Annotated in this window: 8 protein-coding genes; 2 read left to right on the forward strand and 6 right to left on the reverse strand. The window is 56.8% G+C overall.

All coding sequences use genetic code 11. The annotated features are described in order from the left end of the window. Nucleotides 1-316: 316 nt before the first annotated feature. Entirely contained in the window at nt 317-988 is a 672-nt protein-coding gene (locus WCS52_18385) for a response regulator transcription factor (GenBank protein ID MEI6169154.1), read from the forward strand. Between the two features lie 57 nt (nt 989-1,045). On the opposite strand, the gene WCS52_18390 is transcribed toward WCS52_18385, so the two are convergent. Together WCS52_18390 and WCS52_18395 are read right to left on the reverse strand one after the other, a co-directional pair. Continuing rightward, entirely contained in the window at nt 1,046-2,845 is a 1,800-nt protein-coding gene (locus tag WCS52_18390) for a hypothetical protein (protein MEI6169155.1), read from the reverse strand. A gap of 4 nt (nt 2,846-2,849) precedes the next feature. Beyond that, nucleotides 2,850-3,503, reverse strand: coding sequence for a hypothetical protein (locus tag WCS52_18395; GenBank protein MEI6169156.1), 654 nt, complete (start codon nt 3,501-3,503; stop codon nt 2,850-2,852). A gap of 198 nt (nt 3,504-3,701) precedes the next feature. Here WCS52_18395 and WCS52_18400 point away from each other — a divergent pair, with 198 nt between their 5' ends. Beyond that, a complete protein-coding gene (locus tag WCS52_18400) occupies nt 3,702-4,007 on the forward strand; it encodes a hypothetical protein (GenBank protein ID MEI6169157.1) in 306 nt (101 codons plus the stop codon). Between the two features lie 349 nt (nt 4,008-4,356). Here WCS52_18400 and ltrA read toward each other — a convergent pair whose 3' ends face one another. From ltrA to WCS52_18420, 4 genes are all read right to left on the reverse strand, one after another. Next, nucleotides 4,357-5,472 carry a group II intron reverse transcriptase/maturase gene (gene ltrA, locus WCS52_18405; protein ID MEI6169158.1) on the reverse strand — a complete coding sequence of 372 codons (1,116 nt, stop codon included), beginning with the start codon at nt 5,470-5,472 and terminating at the stop codon, nt 4,357-4,359. A gap of 1,256 nt (nt 5,473-6,728) precedes the next feature. Then, on the reverse strand, nt 6,729-7,922 hold the full coding sequence (locus tag WCS52_18410) for a hypothetical protein (GenBank protein MEI6169159.1): 1,194 nt from the start codon (nt 7,920-7,922) through the stop codon (nt 6,729-6,731). An 8-nt stretch (nt 7,923-7,930) separates the two neighbouring features. After that, a complete protein-coding gene (locus WCS52_18415) occupies nt 7,931-10,165 on the reverse strand; it encodes an MBG domain-containing protein (GenBank protein ID MEI6169160.1) in 2,235 nt (744 codons plus the stop codon). Continuing rightward, nucleotides 10,162-11,166, reverse strand: a 1,005-nt coding sequence (locus tag WCS52_18420; protein MEI6169161.1) for a hypothetical protein, incomplete at its 5' end; no start/stop codon positions are given. The genes WCS52_18420 and WCS52_18415, both read right to left, overlap by 4 nt.

Below are 11,166 nucleotides of genomic sequence, written 5' to 3' on the forward strand. Positions count from 1 at the left end.
TTTTTTTGCGTAAGAAACGCCTTACAGGAATTATCTTTGTAAGCCTGCGTGTATTTCCTTTTTTACGGTTCCGTGTCTGTGGTATTTTTCCAGAATTCGGATGAAACACCATGACTAAAGACGTGAAATTTCTATGTCCGCACTGCCTTCAAAAACTTTCGACGCCCATCCGCATGGGGGGGGCCAAAGTCCAATGTCCCGTCTGCCAGAATGTCATCAGTGTCCCCTTGATCAACATCCACAAGTCTTGACCCTGTGCCAGCTTGCACAGTTTCTTCTCGGTATCTCCGCGCTTCCGTGCTAAACTTAAAAAAATATGAATACGGCGACAAAAAAAAGAATTCTGGTGGTGGACGACCATCCACTGACCCGCAAGGGATTATGCGACGCGATCGAAGCACAGGCGGATCTGATGGTGTGCGGCGAGGCCGAAGCCTGGCGCCAGGCGCTGAAACTGACTCAATCGCTACAACCCGATATCGTCCTGTTGGATCTCAATTTGACGGATGGCAACGGCTGGGACCTGTTGCGGCAGTTAGAGGCTGAAGGGATTCACACACCGGTTCTCGTGGTGTCGGTCTGTGCCGAGGAGGTGTACGCACCCCGCCTCCTGCAATCAGGCGCCAAGGGCTATCTGATGAAAGATACCCCCATCCCCAAGGTGCTGGAGGCCATCCGGAAAATTCTGGACGGGCACATCGCCGTCAGTGACACCATGGCTTCCCACCTGATCCAGACCGCCACGCAGAAGAGCGGAAAGGCCTACTCCGCCTCCGAACTCGATCAATTAAGCAACCGGGAGCTCCAGGTATTTGAATTGTTACGCCAAGGGAAGAGCAGCCGGGAAATTGCCGAGTGCATGGGCGTCAGCCAGAAGACCATCGGCACCTACAAGGCCCGGCTCATGGAAAAATGCGGAGTCCGGACCACCCCGGAACTGCTGGCCCGCATGCAAGTGCCCGCAGCCGAACCGCCTGCCTGTGGATAACCACATCTCGAAAAAGATTCACCACCCGCTTCGCTCGAGGTAGTAGACACAGAGCATTCAAAGGTTGACCGCCTGACCTTGGCAGAGCAGGTAGCCGGTCGGGGCCGCCGCGCCGGCAAACTGAAGGATTGCCCCGGCAGGATTCGCAACCACAGCCGATCCATTGACCAAGAAGCTCCCGGTGACGTTCACGTCACCCGCCACATCCACGGCGTAGCTGGGCGTGGTGTCGCCCACACCGAGTCGGGAATTGGTGTTGTCCCAGTGCAGGTTCGTCGGTTGGAGCGGGGTGCTGGCGCCGTTGCCGACAAGCACCTTGTTGGCGGTGAGGGTCGAGGCGCCGGTGCCGCCCTGGGCCACGGTGATGTCCGTGGTGAGGCCCCCCAGGCTCGTGATATCGCTGTTGGCGCCGGCGGCTGCCGCGGTATCCCAGACCGGAGCCGCGCCATTGACGCCGGCGCCGGTCATGCTGAGGAATTTTTTGATGGTAGTGGTATTGGGTGCCAGCAGTGTCGTGGTGTCGGTGTTCGACTGATAACCGATGGCCCCGAGCAGATTCGTGCTGTTGCCGCCCACCAGATTCACCGCCTTGCTGGCCGTGCCGCTGATATTGCCGCTGATGTCAGAACCGGGGATGGTGGCCGAGGCGGTCAGGGCCAATGTGCCGTTTCCTTTCACATAGCCGGTCAGGGTCGATGCCCCGGTACCACCCTGCGCTACAGAGAGGTCTGTGGTGAGACCGGTCAGGCTGGTGATGGTACTATTCGCCCCGCTGCTAACCTTGTTATTGAAGGTTGTCCAGTTTGCGCTGGTGAGATAGCCATTCGCCGAAGCGGTGGCCATAGGTATGGCGAGCGTCAGGTTGCCGCTGAGAGTGCCGCCGCCGGTCAGCGGGGCCGTGGTGCTGATCGTGCGATTGGTCGGCGCCTTGGCGTTGAAGGTGGCCCAGTCGATGCTGGCGAGATACCCGTTCTGGCTGCTGCTGGCCGCAGCCAGACTCAAGGTCGGCGTGGTGCCGCCACTGCTGGACAGCGGGCTCGTGGCCGAAACCACGGTGACCGCGCCGGCACCGGCGCTGATCGAACTCCACTGCGCCCCGTCATGGAAGTAGAACCCGGGGGTATTGTCGGTCTGATAGACGAGCAGCCCCGTGGCGGGACTGCTGATGGCATCACGCTGGCCCTTGGTCATGCGAGGGATCAGCATGCCCCTGTCCGTGGCGGTCACCTCGAGCACGGCGCTGGGGGCGGGCGTGGTGGTGCCTACGCCAACATTGCCGCCGCTGTACTGGATCGCCCCGCCGCCAGCGCTGGATACGCTCCAGTACGTATCGGTTGAGGTCGCCACCGGCATGCCACCGATGGTGATGCCCGTGGCGTTGATCGCACCAGCCACGTCGAGTGTGTAGGCAGGAGTTGCTGTCCCGATGCCGACGTTACCGGAGGCGTCGCTAAAAAGGGCGGAGTTGACGAGCGTACCGCCAGCGGTAAACTGGGGCACATAGCTGGCCGTGCCGGCGCCGTCAAGCTTGGCAGTCCAGGCGTTGGTATCGCTGGCCGTGATGCCCGCCGCGGTGCTGGCGGTGAAGCCGGGATCAGTCTCCGTGAAGCTGGCGAGAGGGGTGAAGGGCTGGCCATTGAGGAAAAAGCCGCCGGTGAGGTTGATGTCGCCCAGCACATCGAGCGTGTAGGCGGGCGTCGTCGTCCCGATGCCGACGTTTCCGAACACGACGGCGTTGGTAACGGCGGTCAGGGTGTTGCTGACGGTCAGTGAGCCATCGAGGGTCGCGGCACGGCTCACGCCCGAAAGCATGAGCATGGAGAAAAGAACGGCATAGATACGAGCATCAGGTGTCATTGATTCACTCCGTTACAAAAGAATTCTGACAGGTTTGATTTGAATCAATATCAAGCATTAGTCCGGAGGGGGTGTTCGTACCAATGCAAAACCGATCTAACCCACCAATAAGCCCTTTCGCAAGAAACTTATGAAAATCCCGGGAGGTTCTGCCAAACCCCAGATTCTCCGCGACTTGTTTCCCATTCATGCATATAAGCCAACGCTGGCTATCAAAATCCAATTTTATTGAAAGGCGCACCCAGGTGCCCATTGTCGCGAACGACAGCCCATTGGTCAGCGTCACCCATTGATCCCCTTTCCGCCTCTTCCCGTCCTGTACGATCATCCGTCCTTGGTCATCAAACAGGAATACAGCAAGTTGGCCCGACGGCTCTGAGGGAATCTGCGCACCTCGTTCAATGGCATGAAAATCGATCCATACCACTTGACTTGGAGGATGGTTGAGAACCCGGCTTACTTCGGATGTCACCGTTTCGGACCGGAATCGAACCGCCTGCTCGCCCTCCCACACAACATTGGTCTGTGCCTGCACCACAGGGGTTGAAGAAGCCTTCCGTTCGTTCTGACCATTGAGATCAACGGAATTGGAGGCATTCGTCCCGGCCGCAGTCAAACCGGCGATAACGAGAGCAAGAAAAAATCGATCGTATCTCATAATAACTCCTTAGGCGGGGATCACTGAGGCTGAATTTCACGAAAATATTTTCGTGAGTCCATCCACAAGGGCTTGTTCGGTCAGGGCAATCTCAAATGGTTTTCTATCGCTACTATCGTTGAGGGTAAAACCGCTCGGCACTCCATGTTTGTCAGAACAAATCGATATCGTCGCATAGTCAATTTTCGAGGGATAGTCATGTCGCTTGAGAATCATCCAGCACTTATATTTTCGTTCAAGAAGATCCTCGGTATTGAGCACACTGATAGTAAAGTTTCGGAGAAATCCGTACCGTTTGCCGTAGAACCTATCCCCGACTTGAGAAAGAAAGCGCAGGGTTATTTTATTCCACTGCCGAAAACACCGGCGGTGAATTTTGTGACAATGGTGTTCGTCGGCGGAATTCTTTTTGTAATTACTGTATTCGGCTGGAATCGCATTTATCCAGTTTTTATCGAGATTCATGACTTTTCCCTTGCATTCGATTTACTCCCCATCCATTGAATTCATGGCTAGGATGATTGATACCATCTCGCTCTACTTTTGTATGTCAGCCAGAGTGCTATTTTTCATGCAGGGCACGCCTTACAAGAATGGTGTTTTGTGGGCACCACCCCCTCTTGCAAATCGTCGTGGAGCCCATCCCGCAGTGTAAGTAAACCAGGGGTATTACTCTTGTTTGTGGGGCGGATGTGACTTCAGTAGGGCTTATTCACAGGCCCACAGCAAAACGGGAAAGATTTACCAGTAGAGTAGAGATGCCTGCTTGCGCAGGCATCCCCCTCGTCAAACCGGACATGCAGATTTCCCGCATCCGGCTTTCCACAAGAAGTTGGGTTTCGGCAAGAGGCGTTCACAGGTAAATCAATCCCAAGTTGTCCAGTTGCTGATAATAGGTCTGACCTTCAGGTAGTTTGTATTTCCGTTGGCTTCGCCGATTCAGATGTATAGTCAGGCGCTCGCGGACATAATGGTTTATGCCTCTGAATGCCTGCCGCGGGTATCCGTATGAATAGTAGTTCGACCAACCTCGCATTTGACGATTGACCTTCTCTATCAGCTCCGGAATCGGGAAGAAACATTTCCGCTTGTCCGTCAGGTCTCGCAACTTAGCCCGTTCACGCTTCAGCGCTTTAGGCGAAGGAAAGACGTTCAGATACTTCCATGGTCGTCCTTGTAGATCACGGTCATATCTTAGACTGTACCCCAGAAAGTCGAGCCTTTGCCCTTTCTCCCGGAGGTTTACACAGCGCGTTTTCTCCCTGTTTATCCGCAGTCCCATCCATCCTTCCAACTTCTCCTCCACAAACGCTTTGAGCGTTTCCGGAAGGGTGTGGGCAAGGATGACAAAGTCATCCGCGTATCTGACAATTCCGGCTGCTATGTGTCCTCGTTTGAGTTCCTTCAGCAGCACCACCTCAAACCAATGCAGGTAGAGATTGGCCAATAGTGGCGAAATCACGCCACCTTGCGGGGTTCCCTTGTCATTCCGCGTCACTTTCGGGGGCTTCCCTTTCTCCGTCGCGTCCACCACCGGTGCTCTCAGCCACTGTCGAATTAGCCGCAGCACACTCCCATCCACGATCCTCATCCGCAGACACTCTATGAGCTTGTCGTGCGGAATTGAATCGAAGTAACCAGAGAGGTCTGCGTCATAGATTTCGTTCTTCCCGTCTTTCAGGTGCCCTTGAATGGATCGTATCGCGTCCTGCGCCGACCGCCCTGGCCGATACCCATACGAACAGTCGTTGAAGTCTGCCTCAAATATCGGCTCGATAATGAGTTTGACCGCCATTTGAACAACCCGGTCTTTTATGGTCGGGATGCCTAATGGCCGCAATTTTCCATTCTCTTTCTCAATGTACACCCTACGGACAGGCTTGGCTCTGTAGGTCTTCTCCTTCAGCTCCTTTTTCCAGCTCGCCAAGAAAGCGTCCAACTCCGCCTTCCTGCTGTTCAATCTGTTCAAATGTCACTCGATCCACACCGGGTGCGCCTTTATTCCGGCGTACCAGTTTCCACGCCCACCTGAGTGTGTCCGGATGTATGACCAAACTGTACAGGCTGTAAAACCGGTACTTCTTTTCCTGTTTTGCCTTCTCGCTTAGCGTCTGTCTCCACGTAACGAGTTTCAAGGGCATTCCGGGCTCCGTTACTGTCGGTACCCAATCGTCCCTATATTCTGTCTTAGATGTTTCCATCCATCAGCCCTTTACGTTCCTGACTCAGCTCTTCTTATGCAGAGGCCCTTTGCTCCACGGTCGTTACCCGCTTCTTCACTACTCCGGCCTCGTCCGACTCCCGCCGATGTTGTGCGGCGGGTCTCCCAAGTTCCTGTGCAGAACTATCCGAGCGCGCTATCTCCCTTGACCCCGTCGTGTGCCCCCATCGCGTTCCCGTTCTTTGTTGGGCGGCTACTGGCTTCAGAATCTCCGACATCTTGACCACACGAAATTGGTGTATCGAGGCTTGGACGAGAGTTCACTTGCGTTATGGCTCACTCGTTCGCAGACACGGAGCTCCGCGCGATCAGTCACCTTCCCGCGCGTCCATGCTACTACTCATCTACGGTCATTTCATGAGACAAACACCTTTCAGTTTGTAAGTTCTGCCAAGCTTTCTTGGCGCACCGGAGACACGGAGACACAGAGAGGAAGCAGAAAGAGAAGAAAATGTTTAGCGATTTTTCCAAATGGCGAGTACACCATTTGAAAAAATCGCTAAACACCTCTCCGGGAGTAATTCCAGGAGAAAGAGGAGATGGGACAACAAACAATACCTCTCCTCCTTCTGGCTGTTTCCTCCTCCACGAAACCGTGGCGTTTATTTTGGCCACGGTATTCCCGTGGACGAAATAAACGCCACATTGTATTTTCTGTCTCTGAGTCTCCGTGTCTCCGTGGTAAATCTTTTATCTTCGCCTTCATTTGAGGCACTGAAAACCCCTACTGAGCTCATATGCGCCCCATCCGCCCCACATGGGAATTAATTGATTCCACTGGCGTCCCATAGGGACGCCAAGGCTATAGCGGTTTAGGCTGTAGGCTGTTAGGTGAAATGGCGGAAAGTGGCTTTATAAATTCCATAAATGACCAGGACTGAAAGTAAGCAGAAATGGACGAATTTCCTAACAGTCTACAGCCTACAGTCTAAAAACCTGCGGCCTATGGGACGCTAATGAATTGATTCAACTCCACAGAAACGGGGTGCTAATCTTTGGTCCTGTCAAAAACGATAACCAACACCGGCATTGAGGGTGTATCCGGAAAGATCAATCGTGATTTGGTCGGGGCCGGAACTCAGGTCACACGGCTCCACCCAGTCATACCCGCCGCCCACCAGCACGTAGACGCCCCCGGTGATGGTCCACTGGACATCCGCCTGGAGCCCGGCGCCCAAAAGCCAGGTCTGCTCACTCGCAACGTCATCCCAGGACTGAATGAGCGTGCCGTTGTCGTGTCGGAAGGCTTCATGCCTGTGGATATCGGCATCCAACAAATTGAGCGAGATCGCCGGCTGGAGCGACAGCCCCAGCGTCCGGGTCGCCTGCCATTGAAACCGGGGACCAACCTGCAGCACCAGCGCGGTGGCATCGACGTCCATATCAACCAGACTGGTCGCGGTTTCCGAAGTCCGCCCGACCAGCACATCACTCGAGGTCTGCGCTTGCGCCAGACGCGTCATGCTCTGGGGACGGTCTGCAATCATGGGGCCGGTCCCGGATGGATCGCTCATGGTATAGGGGATATCAGGAAAGGCCGGATTCCCCAGGGTGTCATACGAGTACCCCCATGTTTCCTGCTGGTTCAAGATGGTCTGCCAACGAAAATCCTCTACCTGCTCGGTATAGGCCGTCTTGTGGTGAAAGGAACTGTTGATGCCATCCAGCCAGCCGGCCTGTAATTGGACCCCCAGATTCCACGTGTCCGTAGCATGAAGGACATACCCCAGTTTGGCCTGGAGCCCTGCCCCACCCGCCCGGTCACTGTCAGACCAGCCCGCCGCGCCCGGCGTCACTTGCGTCAGGGTTCGCTGGGCGGTCTCCGTTGCCGTGAGCGTACGCCTGTAATTCAGGGCTCCGGCAGTGGCGTCATATTGCGCAGGATCCGTGTAGCTCCAGTACTGACTGACACCAGCCGTCTGCGCCCAATCCCAGCCGGATGGTCCCACATACCCGTTATCGAACGTCCGCAACGTCTGCGCGGTTCCATCATCCTGAAGCAAAGAACCAGCGGCCACCGGGGTTCCCCCAGAACGCCCCGTACGCGAGGCATGGATCCCTTCAGCGGCGGCCCGCGAGCCGCCTTCTGCCGAGATCTCCATATTTCCCCGATACCACGGGCCCGCCTCGAAATAGAATTGGCCCTGACACGCGACGCCGGAGGCCATGACCATCATTGCGATTATTTTCAGTTTCATATGATCCCTTAAATTTCGATTTGTTTAACGCGGTAGAACCGTTTTCCCGCCTTAACTGGCAACGTCGCGGGCGGTCCGGAATCAATCCACTGGGTGCGGTTCGCACCCGCCTTCAACCGCAGCGGCACCTGGATCCAGTCGCTCTCGGATAAGTCATTCACATATTCGACCGCGTAGAGTCCACCCGGTTCCGAGGGAAACTCGAGCACAAAACGACCACTGCCATCCGACATCATCCAAGCCTTCACGTTCACCCTAACACCAGAAAACGGTCTGTGCCAGGCCGTCAGGATATATTGCACCTCAATGGCCGGAGGATATTGATCCACCCGGTACTCGCCTGTGCAGAGATAGACGATGCTCATCAGCTGCGTCACACCGGCGGAGAAGTCGAATGACTGTTCGATCATCGGCCGCCCATCCCAGGAGGTGCCCGTGCGGTTTTCAACGATAATCCCCGCCATCAGATTGGTGAAGAGAAGCCGGACCCCAACGGCATCATACAGGGAATCGTTACTCACCTTAAGCAACTGCTCGAAGCGGGGATTCCATCGTTCGTGAGTACGAAAGACGTTACTGATCACGGTCGGCACCCCGGTCACCTCGACCTCAAATACATAGGTGGAGGTATACCCGGTGCCGTGCTCCGTCGCACGCACCGTGATCATGGCCTTGCCCGGGGACCGGGGTTCAAGCCGCAACAGGCTGTCCGCCGTGATGGAAGCCACCACTACATTCGTATCACTGGACACCACGCTGTACTCCATCCCCTGCCCAGAGAACATATTGGCAAGCGGCTGCTCCATAATGGCCCCGATCGAAACGGGTCCACCCAAAGGCGGATGGGTTTCATACGGCGTATTCTTGCCCGCGGGCACCCAGACGGTCCGGGACGGCAGACTGTAACCATTGGTATTATAGGCAAAGGTGCGGATCGCATACCAGACGGCAGCCTCCAGGCCGGTGACGGTGTAGTGCTGAGCCAACGCCACGCCCAACCCCTTATATCCCGGTAGATAGGCGGTGAAGTTGGTATCGAGCCCGATATCCAGTTCACAGGCGGCGGCATTGGTAGGAGGCACCCACCGGGCCACGAGATTCGACTCCGTGATGCTCACCGGATCCAGGAGCTCAGGCGCCTCGAACCAGAGATAGGCGAAGGCATTGCTCAGCACCATTAAGCCACCCGTACTGGAGACCACCGTGACCGCGCCCGCTACCGCGCCGGTCGCCGCATTGGCCATCACCGTGACCGATTCCAGGGTCTGGGTGATAATGGTCGCCTCCACGCCAGCGAGCGTAACATTGGTGATGTCGCCCCCATTCCCCAGCGCGATCCCCTGAATGACAACCTGAATGCGGCCACCCACATTGACGGCGGCAGGCGTGACGTTGGTAATGAGCCCGCCAATGCGCCAGGAATGAATGACATCAACCGCCGCATTCCAGTTGCTATTGCCCACCTGACTGGCCCGCATCCGGGCAAGACCGGGATGGGTAAAGGTCAAATCATTCCTCAGCATCAGGGTCACTTCGGGCGTCAGATTACTGAAGCTGACCGGCAGCCCGCTCGTCGCTGTGGCAACCACGGTGGTGCCAGAACCCAGCACGAACTGGACCCCGTCCGCCGGCAGGAAGTTGGTGATCACCTGATCGGCCTTGGTGATCGTCAGCCAGGTGGTGTTCGTCGCCTGCCAGTTGGCCGCATCCACCACGCCGGTAACGGCATAAACACCGGCGTTAATGGGTGCATCGGGACTGCCGGCATAGGTCAACGATACGGAGAAGCCTGACTCCGCTGTGGCCGTCACCGACTTGGCCGTTCCATCATAGACATGGTTGGTCGCACCAAAGGTGATCGTATCCTGCGCCCGGGCAATCACCAGCAACCCCGTCTGGAATCCCTGCCACATAACGTCCATCACCGTGCCGGTCACGGCGTAGCTGCCTGCATTCGTCGGAATGGCGTCGCTGCCGTTGTAGGTAAGGGTCACAAGCAGATTCGTCGGGAGCGAAGTAGCCGTCGCCGCCTTGCCGGAACCATCATAAGTCCGCGCGAGGTCACCCAGAACGACTGAGGCCATAGCCTTGGTTACCGTCACTGTGGCCACGGTTGACTGCAATAGGTACAGCTCGTCTGCCGCCTTCGAGGCCTGAACGACGATCATGCCCGTCCCCGATGACGCCCTCAAGCCGTTGGTTCCGATCAATTCGCCCACGCCGGAGAGCACCGCATACGTCACAGCGCCCGTGCCCGAACCGCCGGTGGCGGAGAGCGTATTGGTCGTCGCATAAGTCTGCGGACTCGCCGGGGTGAATAGTCGTTGGCGGCAGGGGTATAGGTTAAATCGATCTCGGCTTGCGAGGTGTAGATCTGGCCACCAGCCGCCCCCGCGACAAGTTTCGCCCCATCCGATGACAACGCCACCGCCTGCCAGTTGCGATTCGTCTCGCTTGGCGTCCACGTCGCCCCCGCATCCGTCGAGGTGTAGATCGAGCCGCCAGACACCGCCGCGACCAGTTTCACCCCGTCCGATGACGATGCCACCGAAGTCCACCAGCGGGCACTCTCCCGCGCCGTCCAATTTGTGCCCGCATCCGTCGAGGTGTAGATCAGTCCGCCAGACACCACCGCGACCAGCTTCACCCCGTCCGATGATGATGCCACTGACTGCCAGTAACGGCTATTCCCCCGCGCCGTCCATGTTGCCCCCGAATTCATCGAGGTGTAGATCGGGCCGTTCTGCTCGCCTGCAACCAACTTCGTTCCGTCCGAGGACGAGGCCACCGACTGCCAAGAACGGCTATTCTCCCGCGCCGTCCAATTTGTGCCCGAATCCGTCGAGGTGTAGATCGAGCTGAAATAACCCGCCGCGACCAGTTTCGTTCCGTCCGATGACGAGGCCACCGACTGCCAGAAACCGCTATTATCCCGCGCCGTCCAATTCGTGCCCGAATCCGTCGAGGTGTAAATCTGGCCGGTAAACTCGACTGCAATCAGTTTCGTTCCGTCCGATGACGACGCCACCGATTTCCACATGCGGGCACTCTCACGCGGCGTCCACGTCGCCCCCGAATCCGTCGAGGTGTAGATCTGGTCGGCCATCGCAACCAGCTTCGTCCCGTCCGATGATGACGCCATGGAATTCCAGTTACGCCTGGTCTCGTGCGCCGTCCACGTCGCGCCGGCGGGGGTCAAGTCCTGATTTAAAGTTGTCACTTTGACACCCTGCATATCATCCTT

It is taken from the genome of bacterium, assembly GCA_037128595.1.
Classification (GTDB): Bacteria; Verrucomicrobiota; Kiritimatiellia; order CAIKKV01; family CAITUY01; genus JAABPW01.

Excerpts from the sequence above, each read along its gene's own strand:
- WCS52_18385 (MEI6169154.1), top strand. The coding sequence starts at position 317 with ATGAATACGGCGACAAAAAAAAGAATTCTGGTGGTGGACGACCATCCA.
- WCS52_18410 (MEI6169159.1), bottom strand. The coding sequence starts at position 7,922 with ATGAAACTGAAAATAATCGCAATGATGGTCATGGCCTCCGGCGTCGCG.
- WCS52_18395 (MEI6169156.1), bottom strand. The coding sequence starts at position 3,503 with ATGAGATACGATCGATTTTTTCTTGCTCTCGTTATCGCCGGTTTGACT.
- WCS52_18390 (MEI6169155.1), bottom strand. The coding sequence starts at position 2,845 with ATGACACCTGATGCTCGTATCTATGCCGTTCTTTTCTCCATGCTCATG.
- WCS52_18400 (MEI6169157.1), top strand. The coding sequence starts at position 3,702 with ATGTCGCTTGAGAATCATCCAGCACTTATATTTTCGTTCAAGAAGATC.